Genomic DNA, 21113 nt, shown 5'->3' with positions numbered 1-21113 from the left:
AACAATAACCTTTTAAAACGAATCACATGGAGCGTGTTGTGTTTAAATTCCAGGAAAAATTGATTGCTGTTTTAGTGAGTACAGCAAGTGTCCTCTCCATTAATTTAATGGCCATACAACCTGCAACAGCCTGCACCCGTGCTGTCTATACTTCCCCTGATGGGCAATTTGTGATTACTGGTAGAAACATGGACTGGTTTGAATCACTGGATGCAAGCTTATGGATTTTACCCCGGGGTCTTAAGCGCAATGGTGCTGCTGGTCAAAATTCTTTGGAATGGATATCAAAATATGGAAGTGTTGTCGTTACAGGGTTCGATAAAGCTGTCGCAGATGGAATGAATGAACAAGGACTGGCTGTAAACGCGTTATATTTGGGTGAAACGAAATTTGGTCAACGTGATATTAATAACCCCGGCTTATCATGGGCGGGATATGTACAATATTTATTAGATAACTTTGCAAGTGTTTCGGAAGCCGTTCAAGCGATGAAAGATTCTAGAATCGAAGTTGTATCCTCTCCTATTCCTGGCGCTGATCCCAAGCCTCCTACGCTGCATTTCTCTTTATCCGATTCAACGGGTGACTCAGCAATTTTTGAATACTTAAATGGAAAGTTAGTAATTCATCACGGTAAACAATATAAAGTAATGACGAACTCACCAATATATTCTCAACAGTTGGCATTAAATACCTATTGGGAAATAGTCGGCGGTGAAAATATGTTACCAGGAACAGTAAGAGCTTCGGATAGATATGTGAGAGCCAGTTATTATGTGGATCAAATACCCACGCCAGATAATAATATAAAAGCAGTGACGGACGTGATGGCCGTTATGAGAAACACTGCCCAACCTCAGGGAAAGGTTGATGCCAAAGTTCCTAATATTTCACCAACGATATGGCAATCCATAGCCGATAACACCAGTAAAACTTATTACTATCAGCAATCTAATTTACCAAGCAGTGTTTGGGTGGAGTTTAAAGAGCTGGATTTTTCCAATGGGGCCAAGGTTATGAAAGTAACGTTGCAGGATAATTATAAATTAGTGGGTAATATTAAAGATGCATTTAGTGAAGCTAAGCTGTTTGAATTTACAGGACCTATGGATAAGAGTCAAAATGTGAACGTGAACCATTAAATTGGAATACGTTCAGGGGTAAGTTTTTCTTTTTCTCCTAATTTTTCAGTAAAGAAAAACGCTGTCCGATTCTATTAAAACACATAATTGACAATGCTTCCGAGTATGATGCCGGTAAGTAAAATCAGAACTATGCCTGCCTTATAGCGGAACGCGAGTATTAAAGCAATCAGCATAATAAACGCCGAACCATAGTCGAAGGTAGACCAGATGGGTTGATAAGTATCTAAGATAAATATTTGAATTTTATCAACTTTACCAAATAAAGTATTGATAGCAAACCACAGCGAAAGGTTAAGAATAACACCAACAATTGCCGCTGTAATAGCGGTTAATATACCATGAAGCGCCTGTATATTTCTTAGTTGTTCAATATAGGGCGCACCAGAAAATATCCATAAAAATGAAGGAGTAAAAGTAACCCATGTCGTGATGATGGAACCGAGTATTCCTGCCAGTAATGGGTTCATTCCACCAGCATAGCGGTAGGCAGCCAAAAACCCAACAAACTGAACGACTTGAATTAGGGGGCCAGGTGTTGTCTCAGCCATTCCTAATCCATCCAGCATTTCAACGGGTTTTAACCAACCATATGTTTGTACGGCTTGTTGAGCAATATAAGACAAAACCGCATAAGCGCCGCCAAAACTTAATATTGCCGTTTTACTGAACAGGAGTGCTTCTTGAGTGAATACATGATGTATTCCTGTTATGAAAATAATTAAAAAAACAGGTAGGAACCAAATGGTTAGCCAAATACTGCAAGTTTTTATCAACTGCACTGGCGAAAATGAAATGGCCTGAACATCTTGATCAAGCGACTTGTCGTTATCAACACCGAAGGCCAGATCGTATCGATTTAGTAGGTAACCTATTAACGCAGCACTCAGGATAATGATAGGAAAAGGAATGTTAAGAAAAAAAAGAGCTATAAATGCGAGTAAAGCAATAATGTGATGACCTTTAGATGTTAATGACTTTTGGCTGATACGAAGAAGGGCGCTTAAAACAATTGCAATAACGGCCGGTTTAATGCCATAAAATAGGATGTGCACTAAGTCGGTTGATTGATAATTGACATATAGGATGCTAAGTATAAGAATCGACAAAAATCCTGGTAATACAAATAATACTCCAGCGACCACCCCACCTCGAACGTCGTGCAACAACCAACCTATATAAATGATCAATTGATGCGCTTCAGGTCCTGGTAACAACATGCAGTAATTTAGAGCATTTAAGAACTTTTTTTCATTAATCCATTGTTTTTCCTCAACCACTAAGCGATGCATAACAGCAATTTGATTAGCAGGGCCACCAAAGCTATAAGCTGCAATTTGTAGAAAAACAAAAAAGGCTTCTTTAAAGCTGGGTTTGTTATTCATCAAAAAAATAAAGAACTATTTTGACATTTTTTAAGCTAACATGATTACTGAAATCCTACAATCCTATATACCCGTAATCTTTCAAATGGATGGCTGTCAGATTACATAGACTTTTTTCATAAGGTTTAGCCCTCGTTAGCCCACAACTTCGGGATATTTTAATTATGATGCAACACGTGAATGGGATATCAGAAAAAATTCTTTTGAAAATAAAATTACCTTCTATATAATAGATTAAATTTTAACAAATAAGCCAAAAAATGCCTACACTGAAAAGAAAGAGCCCATCAACCTTGGCTCAAGGATTCTCTTTTTTTAAAGAATACTTAATATCTGAGGAAGATAAGTTAATCAAATGGTTATGGCTAATCGGTGCGATCTTATGCGTAATTGCAATGGTTGGCTTGGTTTTTGCATTCTCAGGATGGTTTACAGTTTTTTGGGCTGTTATGGAAGCGAAAGCAATTTCTCCGTTCTTAATGTCATTAGCACAGTTTGGAGGATTGGTAAGTGCTTATGTTTTAGTGAGTTCCTTAAAAAATTATTTAGTGGGAAAATTTTCATTATCTTGGCGCAACTGGCTTACTCTAAAATTTATAAATAAGTTATTTGGAAGCAAGAATAACTATTTAGAATTAAAACGAACCGCGTCTGAGCTTGCAAATATTGAACAAATGATACAAGACGATGTTGATAAATATGTGAAGTTGACCTTGGCTTTAAGCTTGGATTTTTTATATTCCTTTTCAATTTTATGCACGTTTATTGGATCGTTATGGATTCTGGGTGGAACGGTAATCTTTCCAGGATATTTAGTTTTGACAGCAATAGGCATTGCTTTAGTGGCTTCTGTTATAACCTATTATATAGGTAAGCAACTTCCAAAAATAAATAAAAAATCGGAGGTGGTTGAAGCTGAGTTTCGTCAGGATTTAGCACAATTAACGCAACAATCTGAGAATATTGCTGAGGAGCACGCCGAGGAATTTTATAAGACCAATTTGATTGCAAAAGTGGACGAGATTAAACAGATTGAAAATGAAAAATTGAACGTTGATACAAAGTTAACTGCATTTCAAAGTTTTAATCTAGAGTTTAATACGATTATTCCGTATTTACTTGCAGTACCTTTATATTTTAATAATTTCATCAACCTTAGTCAGATGATGCAGGTAGGATTTTCTTTTGGCCAGGTAAGTATTGCTTTAAACTGGTTTGTGAATTCATATCAGAATATTTCTGAATATAAAAACAGTATTAATCGACTTACCGATCTAATTCATATATTAGAAAGTGATCTAAATAGCAGCCCTCAGAATATAACAAGAAAAGTTAGAGAAAAAGAGTCTATAAAAGTAAAAAATTTAACCATCAACAAGCCTTTATTAAAAGATTCAACCCCCTTAATGCGGGGACTCACCTTCAAATTAAACCCTGGAGAACATGTGATGCTCCAAGGGAGATCCGGATTTGGTAAGAGTACTTTATTCAAGGTTATATCAGGGAGCTGGAATTACGGAGACGGTAAAGTTTCAATACCAGCGCATAAAAAACTATATATCCTACCACAAGAACCGACTATACCTAATAATACTTTAAGGGTAGCTTTAGCATATCCTGAAACTGAGCAAACTTACGACGATGAACAGTACTCTGAGGTTTTAAAAAAAGTAGGTCTAGAGAAATTCATTCCTTATCTGAATGAGAAAAAATCATGGGGAAATATATTATCTGGTGGACAAAAACAACTTCTATCATTCGCGCGCGTTCTTTTAAAAAAACCAAATTGGTTGTTTTGGGATGAGGGAACTTCTGCATTAGATGAGGAAACTGAAGAGCGTGTTTTTAACATGGCTAAAAAAATAGAAAATTGTACTATTGTAAGCATAGCTCACCGTAGTACGTTGAAAAAACATCATAGAAAATATTTGTTTTTTAAAGCTAAAGGAGATAATTGTGTTGAAATAGAAGAGACTTATAACGCTCAATACGAAAATCTAATGTAACCCAAGCTGTGAGTTTTAGCTGATAAAAATTAGAGCGTTGTATTTTTAGATCCTGTACTCTCGAAAATTTTTCCCGCTAAGCAGTCCTATCATCTAACCTCAATCCTAATCAACAGGCCAATAGCAACATGGCGTAATTTCGTTTTCCTCTGGGTGAGGATTTATCGGAAGTGTTTTCCCATGAAATCACGAAACAAGCTTACTTGGCTCTTGCAATCATGGGTAAACTCAGTCTATGGTTTCTCTGCAACTAAGATGATTTTCGGCCCACAAATTTTTTGCGAATTTTTTGTTTAGGGCTTAAATTTGATTTTTTTTGCGTATGAGATGGTTTTCGTTTTATGGTTGTAATGGTGGTTGGTAGGGCGTGATTTGGCTCAAAATCTTCAATTTCAATTCGATCAAGTTTACGATTGATCAATTGTTCGATTGATTGCAACTGCAAGACTTCATCAGCGCTTACCAGCGATATGGCAAGCCCCGTTTCTCCAGCCCGCCCAGTACGCCCAATACGATGTACATAATCTTCAGGTACTTGAGGTAAATCAAAATTAATTACACAAGGTAGTTTCTCAATATCAATACCACGTGCTGCGATGTCCGTTGCCACTAAAATAGGAACTTCGCCTGATTTGAAATCAGCTAATGCTTTTGTACGCTGTGCTTGTGACTTATTCCCATGAATTGCTGCAGAATGAATTTGGGCTTCAGCGAGCTGTTTTACCAGTTTATTGGCACCATGCTTGGTACGTGAAAAAACTAACGTTTGTCCCCATTTGTTTTTGTGAATTAAATGGCTCAGTAAGGCCGACTTTCTACTTTTATCAACCGGATGGACGCGTTGCTTAATCGTGTGCACCGAAGTATTGCGTGGGGCGACATCGATCTCTTGGGGATGATTCAAGATACTTTTTGCCAGGGTGCGAATGTCATTAGAAAAGGTAGCGGAAAACATTAAGTTCTGTCTGGCACGGGGAAGTAATTTAATAATTCGTTTAATATCATGAATAAACCCCATGTCTAACATACGGTCGGCTTCATCGAGTACAAATGTCTCTACTTCGTCAAAACGAATGGCGCGTTGTTGGTATAAATCTAGGAGTCTTCCTGGGGTTGCGACTAAGAATTCAACGCCTGGAAGTAATTTTTTCATTTGCGGATTAATTTTTACTCCACCAAAAACAACTTCAGTTCTAAGGCTTAAGTATTTGTTGTATTGAAGAAGATTTTCATGGATTTGTGCGGCTAATTCTCGAGTCGGAGTGAGAATTAGAACTTTTGTACCATTACTTCTTGCCTTTGGCTTTTTACTCATCTGCTGCAATAATGGCAACAGAAAACTTGCTGTTTTCCCTGTACCAGTTTGAGCAGAAGCCAATAAATCACCACCATTAAAAATAACTGGGATGGATTTGACTTGAATCATAGTGGGTTCGGTATAACCAAGTTCATTGATTGAACGAAGTAAGGGCTCAATAAGCCCTAGTGAATTAAAACTCATAACATTTCCTTTATAGAGATAGCGCTTCTGACTGAGATAATTCTGTTTGATCATCTAAGCGAGGAGGGATCAGCGTGTTGTATTGTAATTAAACAATTATAACATGTACTGCAATTTAATGCTAAAAAATCAATAGGGGTGTCGTAGCAAAATGAAACTGTCACATACCATGGTACCCTGTAATCGTTTTCCAATTTATTGATTACAGACTGGTGTACATAGAGGGTGAACTTTTAGAAGTTAAATTCGTCAAATTAAATTCAGAAAAAAATTCCGTGGTTATTTTGCTGCTATTGCGCGTTATAATTGTTACAACTTCATGTTTTTCATGCTCTGAATAAGAATCGATGGTTTTTCTAAAAATTTCTTTATTAAACTCTTGTAATTCACCTTGATATAGATTTTCTTCAAAATAATCAGGGTAGGTAGCGAGCAAAATAGAGGCTTTTGAAAAATCTCTAAGATTCAGGCAGTGGATTAAAATATCTTCGTTAGCTTCGTTAAGATAGGTAAATGGTTCTTTACAGGATGCGCCTAAAACTTGAGTTATCACACGGATGACTTTTTCAAAGTCATCCGTGGTTAATATTGAACATGCTCTATGAATAAAGGTCATGTCAAAGCGGTCATGCACTGTTATATTGACTTGATTGGCTATTAGCAATGTTATGATATCAACATAGGACTTTCTTTGCTCTGGATTTCGCATATAGCCTTCTAGTGCGAAAAACAAAGGGCAATTGCCAGAATGATTTTGCTGTTGGTTGACGTCTGCTCCCTGTGAAACTAGCCAGTTTACATTCTCGACTTGGCCTAATAAACAGGCAATCATCAGAGGTGTGAATAAATCTGCTTCTAAGGCATCAATGATTACATTGTCTTTTAGTCGAATATAGGGAAGGTTGACTTCTTTTGGTGAACACTTACTAATGGCAGTCAATGATTCATTGCAAAGCACTTTCATTCCAATGGGGGTTGAATAATAGCTTTGACCTGCGCTTAATTCTATAACCTCAATAGTTTGATGACTGGTATGTTGTTCATAGAATTCTAAGTGAGCCTTATAGAATTCGGATGTCGATAGCCAGCCGTCTTGGCTATTTAAAAAATAAAAATATTTCGACGCACGCTCATCGTAAGTATTATAATCGACTAGTAGCTGTTCACCAGGAGTAATATCACGCGTTGCAATCAAGACGACACTTTCTTCATCGTCAAGCTGAGTGCTTACGAATTCTACATTTGCATGGTTATCTGAAAAATTAATATAACGGGTATAGTTGCCTTTACTACTTGCATCAACGACCTTATCTCCAATCCTCATGGCATAACTATTGTCAGTGCCAGGGGTGGTTTCTAAATAGTGATCAAACTCTTGGTGTGAAAATTCTTGGCCTGTGTATTCACCAACCCAAGTGCCTGCTGAGATTTCTTTTTCAGCAAATACACCATAGCCATCATGTCTGCTTAAAAGATGCACCGGTCTAACTGAAAACAAATTTGGCTTATCGACTGGTGATGAAATATAATTATTCTCAGTCATATTCATTATACCAAGTTTAGTTAATAGATTCGTTTTTGCTTTAACTTGGCGTAATGACTTGGTTTTCTTGGTTGCTTTGGTTTTTTTTTGTTTAAAAAAACCTGCTTTACTGGTTTTATTAGAGAGAGACGCTGGTTTTGCCATAAATTTAAACACCAAGTTCAAAATATACAATACTGTATCATATTTAGATATTTGTTTCAATTATTAATCATTTGTAATCTGGTTTTAAATAAGTTGTTTCATATTAGTTCTAAAATAATTCATTTTATAGAGAGTTAGGCCAGGTTATCCTGGCCATCTTTTTATAGGCTATTCAATTTTTACAAGAAGAATTTGTAAGCGAATTAATGTTTATTATTTTCAGCCTTAATATCACCTGTTTGTGGATCAATACGAAGTTCTTTTTCTTTTTGATCTGGCGTCAACGCTTTTACTTTATATATACCTTCATCAAACTCAACTTCTACAATTTGTAGGTTACCAGCACCCTCAACTTTTTTTACTACTTCTATGATGGAATATTTAGGTTGTATTTGTTTTTGCTTTAAAATGTTACCTGTTTTTGGGTCCAATTGAACTTTAAAGGGCGTTCCTTCTTTATTAACGCCTTCAACCGTTAACACATTATCTTCAAGTTCAACGTCTTGAATGGTTGTATACCCTTCATCCGATAGTTTTTTTAAAATGGTGCTTAATTTTGCTTGTTCATTCTTATCAGGTGAGGTATGGGCAGATACAGCGGTGGCTATAAAAAAGCTGATAATAGTCAGTAAGTTAATAAAATATTTAAACGTTTTCATCCTGCAATCTCCTTATAAACAGTTAAAATGAAAGATTAAAAATCAAACAAATCACCAAGAAATGAGCTCTTTTTTTTCTTTTGACCGTGCTTTCTATAATCGGGTTCATATCGCTCTTGCTTTTCAGAAGAACGAGATAGAAATTGTTGCTCTTTTTCAATAATTTTATCGAGCTCACCTCGATCAAGCCATATTCCTCTACAATTTGGACAATAGTCAATTTCAACCCCTTGGCGATCGGACATTTGCAGAACCGAATCGGGGCAAACCGGGCATTTCATAAGCCTTCCTTGTTAAGTGATTGGTTCTCTACTTATAGAAAAGGTTTTTATAAATATCAAGGCATACTTACAGAACCACATTGAGCGATATGATCGACTCATTGAACAGTTTCTATTGCTTCAATAAATAATAAATTGCTTGTACTTTTTGGATATATTACTAATAATTTTAGTATCATTAATAGTGTTGATAGCTCCCTTGGCCTTTTTGATTGGAGTACGGGGGCTTTCATTGCAGATGAAAAAAATCTAGCGCTAATTTGATAGTGATTGCTTTTTGTGATTTTTAATTAACAAAGGACTGAATATGACACATTCCAACAAACCTGTTTCAAAACGTGCGGTATTTATTGTGCTTTTTTTGATTTTGGCTGCAGTTTTGCTGTGGCATTTCTTTCTGCCTATACTGGGCGTAGCGATAGGAATGACTGCCTTGGTTTGGGGCATTTTGGTGTCTGCATCGGTCTTAACAGTCATTTTAATTCTATTATTTTTTATTTTTACGGGGATTGGCATTATTGTGTTAAGCCTTGTGGGGGTTGTTGGGTTTGTTGTGGCAGTCGTTCTTGCTCCTGTCGTATTTCCTTTCTTATTACCGCTATTGGTGCTAATACTCTTTATCGCATATATTCGCCGGCGATCCAGTAATAAGAAATTATAAACGTATATCCTGATCCCGAAATCCAGCAGCCTTAATTTCGGGATCTTTTCATCATAGACATCATGGATACTGACTGTTGACTTAAACGTAAGAAGATTAGGTCGTTGGGATATATCGTTTGTATCCATTTCCTCCTTGTTGTTTCACTTGATACATGGCCTCATCAGCGTGGATTAGCAATTCTTCTCGACGAGTTCCAGCTTCAGGGTAGGTGGCTATTCCAACACTGAGAGAAATAGATAGATTATTATGAACAGTAAGTTTATTTTGGGCGACCACTTTTTCAGCGAGCTTTTCTGGAGCGGTCGGTGTTTTAATGGGTTGCATTATAATAGCGAACTCATCCCCGCCTAGTCGTGCAATAAAATCTTCGACTCGGATGCTTGACGCAAGTCGATGGGCCACTTGGCTGATGAGTTCATCTCCAGCATGATGACCTAGCGTATCATTTACTTCTTTAAATCCGTCAATATCTATGAATAATAAAGAAAAATTTAATTGATAACGCTCAGCGCGCGCGATGGTTTTTTCTAATACTTTATCAAACTCTAAGCGATTGTTGAGTCCTGTTAATGGGTCCGTTCGAGATAAAACTTTTAGTTTGTCTGTCGTGTCTATTAATTTTGACCGCATGTCAGCAATCCGCTGCATGGCTTTTATTTTTGCTGCTAAGGTGACTTTGCTAAATGGTTTTGTTAAGTAATCATCCCCTCCGGCGTCGATGCCTTTAGAAATATATTCATCATCGATTGAGCTGCTTAAAAAAATAATAGGAATCCACTCGCTTTGATTCAATGCACGAAGATTTCTTGCGCATTCAAATCCACTCATACCTTCCATAACTACATCTAAAATCACTAAGTCAGGGTGCTGGGATCGAAATAGTTCTAGTGCGGCTTCACCGCTGGTTGCTTCCACCACATCATGCCCAAGCTCTTCTAGAGCATCTGAAAGTTTTTTTCGGGTTAACTTTGAATCATCAGCAATTAATATCTTCATTCTTTAATCCTGTACTATCCCCAAGCGTTTGAGTAGTTTTTTCTGACTGTTGGGTGAAAATGACAATAAAAAAAATCCTTTTATCTTTTTATCTCGTAAGGAAAATTCCGTATCAATTAAAATGATTTCATCGGTTTGCTCTGCGATGCTAATTAACATGTCTTGCGTAAGTGCACCAAGCATATCGATTGCTAATACAGGGGGGGTGCACATGATTGTATAGCTTGTAAGCTGGCTTATCGCACTTAAATACGCGCCTAAGCAAATATTGCTCAGTTCGGTTAAAGCAGATTTCTCTATACTCTTTAAGGCGTGTAATGAAATCGGTGCTTTCCCAAGCCAAGTTTCCAGCAGTTGCAGCGACGTATCATTAGGATAAATCATTAATACTGTACCAGTTAGGTCTCCTTCTAGACTGGAAAACACCCCACAGGTTATTTGTTCTGCGCCCCCTAAAAAATCAGTTACCTCGTTTAGCTGAAGTTGTTTCACCTTAGGGGGTGTGATTTCAATTCGACAATTCAATAATTCAGATAAGCCTTTTGCTGCGTTCCCCATGCCAATAGTGCCTATTTCTTTTAAGGCATCTAACTTTAATTGATTGGCTTTACTCATGATTTATCCTTTTATTAACTTATTCGATTAACTAACGTCGAAACGTCTAGGATCATCGCCGCTCGCCCATCGGCTAATAACGTTGCTCCTGAAAAGACATCGAGTTTATTGATGGACGTCTCAAGTGTTTTAAGAACAATTTCCTGCTCACCTAAAAATTCATCAACCAACAATCCCAGTTTATGATGCTCTACTTGACAAATAACAACGGCCATCGATTTTAAAGGTGCATTTGTCGATTCGGATAACGAAAACTTAAGTTCTTTGCACAAACGATACATAGGAATCACTTCATCACGATAAAGAAACATTTCCTGACCTGCTGATTTTCGAAGCGCTTTAGGATCTAGCTTTTGAGCTTCAAGAATGTAATGTAATGGGATGGCGAGGGTTTCTTGCTCTAAGCGAATCAATAATGCGTGGATAATGGCCATGGAAATGGGTAAGCAAAGGGTAAAGACACAGCCTTTTCCAGGCTTGCATTCAATAGAAAGACTTCCCCCAACGGCGTCTATTTTACGCCTGACAACATTCATTCCCATGCCGCGGCCAGACCGTTCAGTGACTTCTTCTCGAAGAGAAAAGCCTGGCTTTGTGATCATCATTAAGAGTTCATGTTCGCTAAGTTGGGATAATCTGTCTTTATTTAACAAACCTTGCTCTAATAGTTTGGCTTTTACCGCATCAAGATTTATGCCTGCGCCATCGTCTTCTACTTCAATCACCACTTGATTTTGTTCGCGGCGCGCGCTCACATGAATATGGCCTGTAGTTGGCTTTCCCAATGCCTTGCGTTGTTCTGGAGATTCAATGCCATGACTTAGTGCATTTCTAAGAATATGAAGCAAAAGGTCATTAATTTCATCAAGAATCATTCGATCCAATCCAATATCTGAGCCACTAAAGGTCAATGTGACTTCTTTATTTTCCTTTTGGGCATCATCTCGAATTAGACGAGGGTAATAATTGAACAAATATTGCAAAGGCAATAGACGCATTTGCATGGTTTCACTTTGTAGTTGATTCGCTATGCGCTCCAATTCATGTACATTTTTTTCTAATGCTTCGTTCTCAAAAGATTTTGATAATTGCTTAAACCTCATCTTATTCAAATGCAATTCCCCGACCAAATTCATCAAGGATTCGAGGTGCTCTAAGTTTATCCGAACATACTTTAAACTAGAGGGTTCTTTTTTATGGTCTTTAACGATAGGTTCGTCCAATTCTTCTGTAGCTTCAACTGCGAGCGTTATGTCTTTAGGGAAAGACTCTCTCAGCTGGTTTAGTGTTTCTATTACAGGTGTTTCATCCAGAGCAATTGATTTGCCGGTTTCGATATTCTCAATAATCGTTTGGAGTAAATCTACCGCTTTAAGCAATTCAGTGGCAACACCTTTCGAAACTTGCAACTGACCTTCTCGGATCAGACTAAACGTATTTTCCATAGCATGAGCTAAGTTGACAACTTGCTCATAACCCATGGCGGCAGCATTACCTTTTAAGGTATGACTTGCTCGAAACACTTCATCCAGCGTTTGTTTATCCTCTGGAGTTTTTTCAAGCTGAATTAATCCATGAGTTAATGTGCTCAGTAGTTCATGAGCTTCACTAATGAATAGCTCTAGATATTGATCTGAACTCATGATGCTCCTGTTACTTCTTCAATGATGGCACTAGGGATTTTATGAATAGGTAAAACTCGATCAATGGCTTCGGCATGAATGGCAGACTTAGGCATGCCAAATACCGCTGATGTTGCTTCATCTTGCGCAATGGTCCTACCTCCAGATAATTTAATGGCTAGACAGCCTTTAACACCGTCTTTTCCCATTCCGGTTAAAATTACACCTAATACATGGTGACCAAGTAGAGCTGCAGCTGACTTAAACGTTGCATCTACGGAAGGCGATGTGGTGCAATCCGTGTTTTTGATCAAAATTAATCGATATGGCTCATCAGGAACATGTGTTTCTTCTAAGATTAAGTCAAAGCCATAGGGGGCAATAAAAACATGTCCAGGCTTAAGCCTATCCATATTTTTTGCTATCTCCACTGTAAGCGCAGATACTGAATTTAAACGGTTTGCAAAATTTGCAATAAACAATTCGGGCATATGTTGTAATACAATAATAGCTGCGGGCAAATCATTCGGAAGATCTTGCAAAATTGTTCTGACGGCTTTAGGCCCACCAGTTGAAGCTCCAATAAGGACAAGTTTTTTTAATCTACTTGGTAGTTTGGATGAGGCGCTTTTCATTCTCTTCCACCATTAAAAGCAAATTTTTTTTCTATAGATTCTTTTAATTTTTTCATTAATACCTGCCCGCTGCAAATATTAAAATAAATACTTCGACCACTGTGACCACCAATATCTCTTGCAAGAACTGGAATACCGGCGGACTTTAATTCATGCAGCACGGCTTCAACATTTAATTTCCCTATGGTATATCTCTGGTCACGGGCAGGGAACATATTAGCCCCTCCAAATATTAAAGCGTTTATTTGTTCTTGCTTTGCGCCTTTTGCACGCATTTTTTTTAGTAATTCGGGAAGTGCCGTGTTTGCGAATTTTCCAGGGTGCGTTATCGTTTGAACATTACGGGAGTTGGGTAACATGATGTGAGCAACACCACCAACTTTGTTGCGAGAATCGTATAACACTAAACCAATGCATGAGCCTAAACCAATGCAAATTAATTCATCAGGGCATTTGGCTACTTGAAGATCAGCTATATTAATGTGTATTTGTTTTGCGCTCATTTAAGTAATTTATTAACGACTTCAACGATTTGGTTTTCTTGAAAGGGCTTGGTAATAAAATCATTTGCCCCAGCGTTTAAAAGTTCTTCTTTAATTGCCTCTTGTCCCATAGCGCTCACAATCAGAATCGCTGTGTTTTGGTTTTTATTTTTTATGGCTTGTACGGCATTTAATGTATTAATGCCATCCTCCTCTGGCATGACCACATCTAACGTGATTAGATGGGGTTTAAAGCGGTCATGTAATGTTATGGCTTCTTTTGCAGTGGTGCCTTCACCTACAATCTCATGACCTAATTGACTTAATAAGTCAGAAAGCATTTTTCGCATAAACAACGCATCATCAACGATTACAATTTTACTCATGCGTTTCTCCGTATGAGGGATTTTCTAATATTTGTGGTTCGGGTATAGTAATTAATTCTGATAAGTTAAGAATGATAATTAAACGTTCTCCTAATTTTCCTACCTCTTTAATGTAGCTTACCTGTTCCCACTGTTTAATGATTTCTGATGTGGGTTGGATTTTTTTTTCTGGTAATTTCAAAATTTCTGGAACATCATCTACCAGCAATCCAATGGTGGTATTATCTACCTCAACGACCACAATCCGATTGGCTTGATCCAGTTCAGAAGATTTCAATAGCCCTAACGGTTCTTTTAAGTTTATTACTGGGATGACTCGTCCTCTCAAATTAATAACCCCTTTTATAGGATCAGCAGCGTTTGGAAGACGTGAAATAGTCATCATTGGGACGATTTCGCGGACTTGCTGAATATCAACACCAAATTCTTCAGTTTGTAGTCGAAAGATAACCACTTGTCTTTCGCCACCTTGTTGATTATTCGTCATCTTCATTTAATCCATGTTTAATCGATTCATCCACTTTAAATCGTTTTACTAACTCTTGTAGCATAAGCGACATTTGCGCTAACTCTTGTGAAGAAGAAGCAATTTCTTGCATAGACGCAGACATCTGCTGAGTAGAAGAACCAACTTCTTCGGAACTTGCGGCGGATTCTTCCGCAGCTGATGCAATTTCTTCTATACGGTGAACCATTTGTTCATGGCCTTCGGCCAAATGCTGGGTTGAATCCGAAATTGACTGGATAGATTCCGATGTTTTATCGACGGTTGAGATAATATTTTCTAAAGCCTCACTGGATTTAAGAGCTATCTCACGTCCTTCTTCTACTTCCTGGCTGCCTAGCTGCATTGCTTTAACAGCATTACCTGTTTCTTTTTGTATACCTAAAATTAATTCCCCAATTTGTTCAGCCGCCTTGGCCGACCCCTCAGCTAGTTTACGAACCTCTTCGGCCACCACGGCAAATCCGCGACCGGCTTCACCAGCTCGTGCAGCTTCAATAGCAGCATTTAAGGCTAATAAGTTCGTTTGATCAGCAATGTTGGTTATGGTTTCAACAATTTCGCCAATTTGGTCGGAACGTTGATGTAAGGATTGAATTACTTTAGCGGTATCCATAACCTTATCGGAAATAGCGTTCATTTTGCTTAACGTGTTTGACATGGACATACCACCTTGTTGAGCGACTTCAGTTGCTTGAGCGGAGGTGGCTGCGGACTGCTGGGCGGATTTTTTAACTTCTTCTACGTTTTTATTAAGCCCGTCAATGACTCGACTTGCCTCTTGAACTTGTTGAGCTTGGCTTTGTGAAGAACGTGAAATTTCCTGGACTGCTGCAGCAATTTCTTCTGTTGCAGCGCTTAGCTCTTCTGAAGATGAGGATAATTGCTGGCTAGATGAAGATACACCATCGGATGTTTCTAACACCCGCTTAACGATGTCGCGAATTCCTAAAATCATGCGGTTAAAGGCGTCAGCAAGCTTACCAATTTCATCTTGAGTATTGATTTCAATCTGTTGGGTTAAGTCACCAGACGCGTTGGCAATTTCCGTGATTCGTTTAGAGATTTGGTTTAATGGATTAGTTATATAACGTGCTAGGAGATAAGAGAGAATCAAAACCAGTGCAAAAATAATCAAGGAGGTCCAAATTAAAGTGTTTTGTAATTGATTTACTGGAGCAAAAACAGTATCCGTTGGCGCTACCGAAAATACTTGCCAACTGCCACCCTTATTAATTCCAAACTCTTCTAAATCCGCATAACCCGCTAAGACGCTATCTCCTGATTTATCGGTATAGATCATATAACCATCTTCATCACTGGCTGCGATCGCTTTTAATTTAGGATTTATTTCTGCATCAGGAATAATTTTCCAGAGGGCTGCATCAGGATTGCTAGAAGCTAATAATCTTCCTTGTCTATCGACAAGAAATGCCGCTTTATCTCCAGGTGTTTTTTCTTCTAGTTTAACAACGAACTCTTTAATGGTGTTCATGTCTAAGGAAAGAACCAAGATGCCTAACAGCGTGGGTTCGGCGTCATACACAGGCACCAAAATATGTAATTCCAGTGCTTTTGTTTGTTCATTGTAATAGCCATCTTGAAATAGCACTTCATCAGGCTTAAGTGCTTTGGCGCTGTTAAAAAATGTGTCCAATATGGGGCTTTCTTCGGCGATCCGTTTGCTTATTAAATTGTGCGCCGTGGAAGCCATAATGATCCCATCTTTACTGACAAAAAATATATCTTGGTAGTCATTTGTTTCTTTTTTAAGATTCGTAAAATATCGATTAAGCGCTTGGGGATCTTCTCTTTGAGTGATTAACGTTTCTGAAATGATTTTGGCGTCAGTGATTTTTGATTCCAGGTAGTCATCTATTGAATTTGCAGCGGATTGACAAATATGTTTTAAGTCATTACCAATAGATTCCCGTAACGCATCGGTTGCGCTTTTTGTTGTCACAACAAACACAACGCTAAGAGAAATGAGAAATAACAAACCAAAACATAACATGAGTTTGGCGTATAATTTCATCTAATCTCCCCTTGATTTTTTTCCCTTGATTTATAACAGTTTAGCACAAAACTAATCCGGTACTTTTTTATAAATTCGCTCTCGAGAATGATAAATCTCAAATTGATTGGCTACATTGGATAACAGGGATTCAGTTTTGCCAAGCATTAAAAACCCATTCTTCAGCAACGATTTGTAAAACATTTCAAAAATCGTGGATTGCAATGTTCGGTTGAAATAAATCAAGACATTTCGACAGACAATAAGATCCATAGCTTTGAGGGGTTTTGATGAAATTAGATCATGCCACTTAAAAATGGTCACTTCTTTGAGCAAAGGCGAGGCAATATAATGTTCATTGTCTTGGTTAAAATATCGGTTTAATAAAGGCTTTGGTAAAAAATCAAGGTTTTTGGCGGGATAGCGTCCGGCTTTAGCTCGTTCCAAGGAAGCTTCATCAATGTCCGTTCCGTAAATCATTAACGAGAACTGCATTTCTTGCTTTGTAAGTGCCTCTAAAAAGATCATCGCTAAGGTATAAGCTTCTTCTCCACTGCTGGTCCCAGCACTCCAGATATTAATGCGTAATCGTTTTTCTTTTAATTTCTGTGCAATAATACTAGGAGCAACCTCGTTCGTAATAATATCCCAGGCCTCTATATCACGATAAAACTCAGTTAAATTAATTGTAAGATAATTCAATAATGCACTAAGTTCGCATGGATTTTGTTCTAGAAAAAAAATATATTCCTTATAAGTCTTGAGATTATTAAAACGTAAGCGACTATCAATGCGACGCTTCAAACAAGAAAGACGATACTGACTAAAATCTAGACCACTGAGATCTTTTATTTTTACGATAAGCTTCTCAAAATAAGGATCAATGGGTTCATTTTTATGAATCATACCAATAACTTAATTTTTGAATACATATGTATTTAAAATTTAGACCTTATTTTTACAAAAATACACACTTATGAGACAATCGACTTCAAAAAATGGCAAACACCACCAAATTCTCAAGAGATAGACCATGTTTACTGATGATCATTGCAAAGAAGCAAACAACTCTCCGCTTGGAAAAAAAATTACCTATGTATCAGAATATAATCCGGAGCTATTATTCTCAATTCCTCGAACAGGGAAACGCGATGAAATTCGCGTGCCTGAGCCCATTCCTTTTTTTGGTTTTGATACTTGGAATGCTTACGAGGTTTCTTGGCTTAATCGCAAAGGAAAGCCGCAAAACGCCATTGTGCGGTTTGATATTAATTGCCATTCAGTGAATATTATTGAATCAAAATCGTTTAAATTGTATTTGAATTCTTTTAACAATACGCGTCTTGATTCGCTAGACGAATTACGTGCTCTTCTAACAAAAGATATTCAGATTGCAGCAGGGGGCGAGGTGTTAATCACCATATTTGCTCTGGATGATTTTCTCAATCAAACAATTGAGACCTTCGATGGAGTTTGTCTGGATACCTTGGATATTGAGGTGGATTCCTATCAAATCAATCCAGAACGAATGACCACAGATAAGAGCCAGAACGTCAGCGAAATACTTTATTCCCATTTACTTAAGTCAAATTGTTTGGTCACAGGCCAGCCTGATTGGGGTTCAATCCAAATTAAATATTCTGGCGCAAAAATAGATCATGCACAGCTTTTGAACTATCTCATTTCTTTTCGAAACCATAATGAATTTCATGAGCAATGCGTTGAGCGTATCTTCATGGACATTCAAACGCACTGCCAACCTGTTGAATTAACCGTAACGGCAAGATATACCCGACGTGGAGGCTTGGATATTAACCCAACAAGAAGTTCAAGTCCCATTGGACCAGAAAAAAACATTAGAATGGCAAGGCAGTAATAAAGTATAAAATATTTATTCCACTTGTACAAAAAACGATTTCAAATAATCGGTTTCGGGCATGGCAGGGTGGATTGGATGATCAAAGCCAGGATGCCCTCGTAAAATTATCCGACCCGTTCGACCGGCTTGAGCGAGGCTATGTTGAATGACATGTTGTAAATCCTGTTCTGACAGGTGATGAGAACAAGAGGCTGAGACTAATATGCCGCCAGGACGTAATAGTTTTAGAGCTTGCTGATTAGCACGATAATAAGCGGTTAAGCCTTGTTTAACATCTTTTCGTCGTTTAATAAAAGCAGGGGGATCTAACACAACAATATCAAAGCGTTCTTGTTGTTTTAATGCGTTTAACGCGTCAAATGCATCCGATTGCAATACGTTGACGCGATCCTCAACTTGATTTAATCGGGCATTATGTTCAACATGCTGTATTGCGATGGCAGATGAGTCTACACAAGTAACGCGGGTTGCACCAGCCATTGCAGCTTGAATTCCCCAGCCCCCAGCATAACTAAATAGATCTAACACTTGCTTACCAGGGGCAAATTTCTTTAAAAAAGCGCGATTTTCACGATGATCATAGAACCAACCTGTTTTTTGTGAGTTCTCGCGCGGTATTTCAAATTGAACGCCGTTTTCAATGATGGTTAAATAGTCCGGTAATTCTCCATACAGCCCTTTGGTATATTTTGAGAGATTTTCTAACTCACGCATACTGCTATCGGCTCTTAACCAAATAGAATTGGGTTTAATTAGCTCAATTAATGCCTCTTTAATCACATCAATGTGTTGTTCCATACCCGCCGTATTAATCTGGACAACAACATCATGGTTAAAACGATCAATCACTAAACCAGGTAAGGCATCGCTTTCGCCATAAACCAAGCGATAATAAGGCTTATCATAAAATTGCTGCCGATAATGAAGCGCATTTTGAAGGCGTAACTTAATCCAGTCCTCAGGTAAAGTCGCTTCAGAAGTCAAGAGTCTTGCTGTGATTAGAGAATGAGGGTTTACATACGCCACTCCAAGGGGTTGTTCTTGAGCATCACAAACCTCAACCATCTCTCCTGCATCGAAGTCTTTTAAAGATGAAAGTTTGGTATTAATTTCATTGCTGTAAATCCAACGATGGCCTTGGAGTATACGTTTTTGATGGTTCTTTTGAAGAAATAATTTTTTCATGATGTTTAAACAATGTTGGCAGTGCATTCGAGTTTTGTAGGAAGCAAATTATAACCTTATCAAGCGCTGAACTGAACCTTAACATGCTGGAGCAGTCTAATAATTGCCCATCATGGCTTGTCTTTGAAATCAAAAGTCTTGTTTAACATTGCTAGAACAAATAAATCAGTACCGCTTTGGTAAAGACGATATTGAAATGGAGCGGTTTGTTGCAGAAAAAAAAGCGGCTATATTAAATGCTAATACAAAAGACGAAATTGCTGCTATACAAAGCGAGTTGGATAGCATGCACAAGCAGATGAATAAAAATCCAGCGATCGCCTATATTAGAGAAGCAGTTGAATCATTTCGGAAAAATGCTGGCATATTTACCGTTGGAATGAACAAAAAAGCCGATCGAATTGAGTCAGCGATGAGGAACGTTCCCATAGCTGAGCGTGGAAATATTAATGAAGGAAAAACACAGCAAGCACGGAACGTGCTCCTGGCGATGGCATCTCATCGACATCTTCATAGATCCAGCACGCCTTCTCTTGAAGAAAATAAAGCAGCAAATACATTTGTTAAATTTAAAGATAAATTTAAAAACGCAGTAAAAATTTCAAACGAACAAGAACAACAAGAAAAGGAAGAACTAAATGTTAGGAATGATCGCCCCGGGCTGTAGAGCTTCTGAACGACGAGGTAGTTATGGTTAAAAACTATCAAGATCTTTGTAAAGATTTAAATTTATCTCCAGACTATACTATTCAATACTTAGAAAGGTTGAAAACATGGTGCTATGAACACGTCTCTAGAGATATTAGTTTTTATGGTGAGCCGGAGAAACAATATAAGCAATATTTAATATTAGCAAAATCATATCTTGATCAGTTTTTGTCTAATGTCTCTGCAGATTTTTCTGTTATTATTCCTGAGCTAAATAATTTAACAGCAATTCAATATGCTGCAGCAGAAGGCTATGATCGGTTTTTAGAAAATCATTCATCATTGCCGAAAGAAACCTGGAGTTTAAAGAATAACTTTGGGATGACTCCACTTCATATTTCAGCTAATAAAGGTTACGTTCATACAGTGAACGTCCTTTTAGAAAATGGTGCTATACCTGAAGTAGCAAATCAAAATGGACAGTTTCCAATCTATACCGCTTTGCTTGTACCTATTGTATTCGATCCAGACTTGGTCGAGAGGAAAAAAATAATCTTTGAAAGTTTAAAATCAAAAGCCCCGCAATCAATTTATCACCAAGACAAAGGTGGAGATACAATTTGCATCTAATCGCGGCTAACGGGCTTTTTGAGGTATTTCATGAAAACTCTACAGAACTAAGTCCGTTGTTATTTAAGCCAAATAATTTCCAAGTATATACCCATCGGAAATCAAAATCCGAAAAAAAATATTGAAATCATGGATCTAGTATGATCAAATGCGCACATGAAGAGAAAATTAGAAGCAACTGAGCGCGAAAA

At 37.7% G+C, this 21113-nt stretch carries 21 protein-coding genes; 6 read left to right on the top strand and 15 right to left on the bottom strand.

Annotated elements, in window-relative coordinates; translation table 11 throughout:
* Positions 1-38 precede the first annotated feature (38 nt).
* Positions 39-1142, top strand: coding sequence for a linear amide C-N hydrolase (locus tag E1O47_RS06755; RefSeq protein ID WP_207384300.1), 1104 nt, complete (start codon positions 39-41; stop codon positions 1140-1142).
* A 74-nt stretch (positions 1143-1216) separates the two neighbouring features.
* On the opposite strand, the gene chrA is transcribed toward E1O47_RS06755, so the two are convergent.
* Positions 1217-2527: a chromate efflux transporter gene (gene chrA, locus E1O47_RS06750; RefSeq protein WP_133130504.1), complete on the bottom strand. Its 1311-nt coding sequence runs from the start codon at positions 2525-2527 to the stop codon at positions 1217-1219.
* Between the two features lie 260 nt (positions 2528-2787).
* Here chrA and E1O47_RS06745 point away from each other — a divergent pair, with 260 nt between their 5' ends.
* On the top strand, positions 2788-4533 hold the full coding sequence (locus E1O47_RS06745) for an ABC transporter ATP-binding protein/permease (RefSeq protein WP_133130503.1): 1746 nt from the start codon (positions 2788-2790) through the stop codon (positions 4531-4533).
* 250 nt (positions 4534-4783) lie between these two features.
* On the opposite strand, the gene E1O47_RS06740 is transcribed toward E1O47_RS06745, so the two are convergent.
* From E1O47_RS06740 to E1O47_RS06725, 4 genes are all read right to left on the bottom strand, one after another.
* On the bottom strand, positions 4784-6034 hold the full coding sequence (locus E1O47_RS06740) for a DEAD/DEAH box helicase (RefSeq protein WP_133130502.1): 1251 nt from the start codon (positions 6032-6034) through the stop codon (positions 4784-4786).
* 202 nt (positions 6035-6236) lie between these two features.
* Positions 6237-7721, bottom strand: coding sequence for a Dot/Icm T4SS effector AnkI/LegAS4 (ankI, locus tag E1O47_RS06735; protein ID WP_133130501.1), 1485 nt, complete (start codon positions 7719-7721; stop codon positions 6237-6239).
* 203 nt (positions 7722-7924) lie between these two features.
* Positions 7925-8380 carry a PepSY domain-containing protein gene (locus E1O47_RS06730; RefSeq protein WP_133130500.1) on the bottom strand — a complete coding sequence of 152 codons (456 nt, stop codon included), beginning with the start codon at positions 8378-8380 and terminating at the stop codon, positions 7925-7927.
* 35 nt (positions 8381-8415) lie between these two features.
* A complete protein-coding gene (locus E1O47_RS06725; protein ID WP_133130499.1) occupies positions 8416-8661 on the bottom strand; it encodes a TFIIB-type zinc ribbon-containing protein in 246 nt (81 codons plus the stop codon).
* Positions 8662-8968: 307 nt separating this feature from the next.
* Here E1O47_RS06725 and E1O47_RS06720 point away from each other — a divergent pair, with 307 nt between their 5' ends.
* Positions 8969-9322 (top strand): hypothetical protein, encoded by a 354-nt coding sequence (locus E1O47_RS06720; RefSeq protein ID WP_133130498.1) that lies wholly within the window; start codon positions 8969-8971, stop codon positions 9320-9322.
* Between the two features lie 96 nt (positions 9323-9418).
* On the opposite strand, the gene E1O47_RS06715 is transcribed toward E1O47_RS06720, so the two are convergent.
* From E1O47_RS06715 to E1O47_RS06675, 9 genes are read right to left on the bottom strand one after another with little or no spacing between them, the layout of a single operon-like run.
* The gene (locus tag E1O47_RS06715; protein WP_133130497.1) at positions 9419-10321 is read right to left on the bottom strand and encodes a GGDEF domain-containing response regulator; all 903 of its coding nucleotides are present in this window, start codon (positions 10319-10321) and stop codon (positions 9419-9421) included.
* A gap of 3 nt (positions 10322-10324) precedes the next feature.
* A complete protein-coding gene (locus tag E1O47_RS06710; RefSeq protein ID WP_133130496.1) occupies positions 10325-10936 on the bottom strand; it encodes a chemotaxis protein CheC in 612 nt (203 codons plus the stop codon).
* Between the two features lie 14 nt (positions 10937-10950).
* Positions 10951-12579, bottom strand: a complete 1629-nt coding sequence (locus E1O47_RS06705) for a chemotaxis protein CheA (protein ID WP_133130495.1) — start codon at positions 12577-12579, stop codon at positions 10951-10953.
* Positions 12576-13193, bottom strand: a complete 618-nt coding sequence (locus E1O47_RS06700; protein WP_133130494.1) for a CheB methylesterase domain-containing protein — start codon at positions 13191-13193, stop codon at positions 12576-12578. Before E1O47_RS06700 ends, E1O47_RS06705 begins: the two co-directional genes overlap by 4 nt.
* The gene (locus E1O47_RS06695; RefSeq protein WP_133130493.1) at positions 13190-13696 is read right to left on the bottom strand and encodes a chemotaxis protein CheD; all 507 of its coding nucleotides are present in this window, start codon (positions 13694-13696) and stop codon (positions 13190-13192) included. The genes E1O47_RS06700 and E1O47_RS06695 overlap by 4 nt, the downstream gene beginning before the upstream one ends.
* Complete coding sequence (locus E1O47_RS06690) at positions 13693-14061, bottom strand: response regulator (protein WP_133130492.1); 369 nt, start codon at positions 14059-14061, stop codon at positions 13693-13695. The genes E1O47_RS06695 and E1O47_RS06690 overlap by 4 nt, the downstream gene beginning before the upstream one ends.
* On the bottom strand, positions 14054-14548 hold the full coding sequence (locus E1O47_RS06685) for a chemotaxis protein CheW (protein WP_165475058.1): 495 nt from the start codon (positions 14546-14548) through the stop codon (positions 14054-14056). The genes E1O47_RS06690 and E1O47_RS06685 overlap by 8 nt, the downstream gene beginning before the upstream one ends.
* A complete protein-coding gene (locus tag E1O47_RS06680) occupies positions 14538-16601 on the bottom strand; it encodes a methyl-accepting chemotaxis protein (RefSeq protein WP_133130490.1) in 2064 nt (687 codons plus the stop codon). The genes E1O47_RS06685 and E1O47_RS06680 overlap by 11 nt, the downstream gene beginning before the upstream one ends.
* Positions 16602-16652: 51 nt before the next feature.
* Entirely contained in the window at positions 16653-17486 is an 834-nt protein-coding gene (locus E1O47_RS06675) for a CheR family methyltransferase (RefSeq protein ID WP_133130489.1), read from the bottom strand.
* Between the two features lie 127 nt (positions 17487-17613).
* On the opposite strand from E1O47_RS06675, the gene queF reads away from it, so the two are divergent.
* Positions 17614-18456: an NADPH-dependent 7-cyano-7-deazaguanine reductase QueF gene (gene queF / locus E1O47_RS06670; RefSeq protein ID WP_133130488.1), complete on the top strand. Its 843-nt coding sequence runs from the start codon at positions 17614-17616 to the stop codon at positions 18454-18456.
* Positions 18457-18471: 15 nt separating this feature from the next.
* Here queF and E1O47_RS06665 read toward each other — a convergent pair whose 3' ends face one another.
* Positions 18472-19644: a class I SAM-dependent rRNA methyltransferase gene (locus E1O47_RS06665; protein ID WP_207384299.1), complete on the bottom strand. Its 1173-nt coding sequence runs from the start codon at positions 19642-19644 to the stop codon at positions 18472-18474.
* Between the two features lie 148 nt (positions 19645-19792).
* On the opposite strand from E1O47_RS06665, the gene E1O47_RS06660 reads away from it, so the two are divergent.
* Both E1O47_RS06660 and E1O47_RS06655 read left to right on the top strand, forming a co-directional pair.
* Entirely contained in the window at positions 19793-20311 is a 519-nt protein-coding gene (locus E1O47_RS06660; RefSeq protein WP_133130487.1) for a hypothetical protein, read from the top strand.
* 23 nt (positions 20312-20334) lie between these two features.
* On the top strand, positions 20335-20922 hold the full coding sequence (locus E1O47_RS06655) for an ankyrin repeat domain-containing protein (protein ID WP_133130486.1): 588 nt from the start codon (positions 20335-20337) through the stop codon (positions 20920-20922).
* Positions 20923-21113: the final 191 nt, after the last annotated feature.

The organism is Legionella yabuuchiae (assembly GCF_900640115.1).
In the GTDB taxonomy this organism is placed as follows: Bacteria; Pseudomonadota; Gammaproteobacteria; order Legionellales; family Legionellaceae; genus Legionella_A; species Legionella_A yabuuchiae.
The sequence above is the reverse complement of the archived record's forward strand: the minus strand, read 5'-3'. Positions and strand labels throughout refer to the sequence as shown.